Source organism: Paenibacillus shenyangensis (genome assembly GCF_000346635.1).
Lineage (GTDB): Bacteria > Bacillota > Bacilli > Paenibacillales > Paenibacillaceae > Saccharibacillus > Saccharibacillus dauci.
In genome coordinates this window covers 1-417 of the sequence record NZ_AOIG01000060.1, presented here as the reverse complement: position 1 = coordinate 417, position 417 = coordinate 1, and the positions used below count along the sequence as shown (strand labels likewise).

Below are 417 nucleotides of genomic sequence, written 5' to 3'. Positions count from 1 at the left end.
ACAGCGGATAGAGCACCATGCCGACCTGCGCGGCGGCCAGTTCCTGCACCGTCAGCAGCGGCGTCTGGCCGAATTCGGTGATGTTGGCCAGGATGGGCGCCGGCAGCGCGCGGGCGAAATCGCGAAAGCCCTCCAGGTCATGCACCGCTTCGGGAAAGGCGATGTCGGCGCCGGCCTCGACGCAGGCGGACAGCCGGTCCAGCGCGCTCTGGCGGCCTTCGCTGGCCAGCGCATCGGTGCGGGCGATGATGACGAAATGCGGATCGGTGCGGGCGTCGACGGCCGCCTTGATGCGGTCGACCATCTCCGGCAGGGTCACCACTTCCTTGTTGGGGCGATGGCCGCAACGCTTGGCGCCGGCCTGGTCCTCGATCTGCATGGCGGCGGCGCCCGCGGCGATCATCGAACGGGTGGTGC

General features: G+C 69.8%; 1 protein-coding gene. It reads right to left on the bottom strand.

Features of this window, described 5'->3' with window-relative positions:
* A partial coding sequence (locus H065_RS0124755; protein ID WP_017815788.1) for an isocitrate lyase/phosphoenolpyruvate mutase family protein occupies window positions 1-417 on the bottom strand: 417 nt, incomplete at both ends.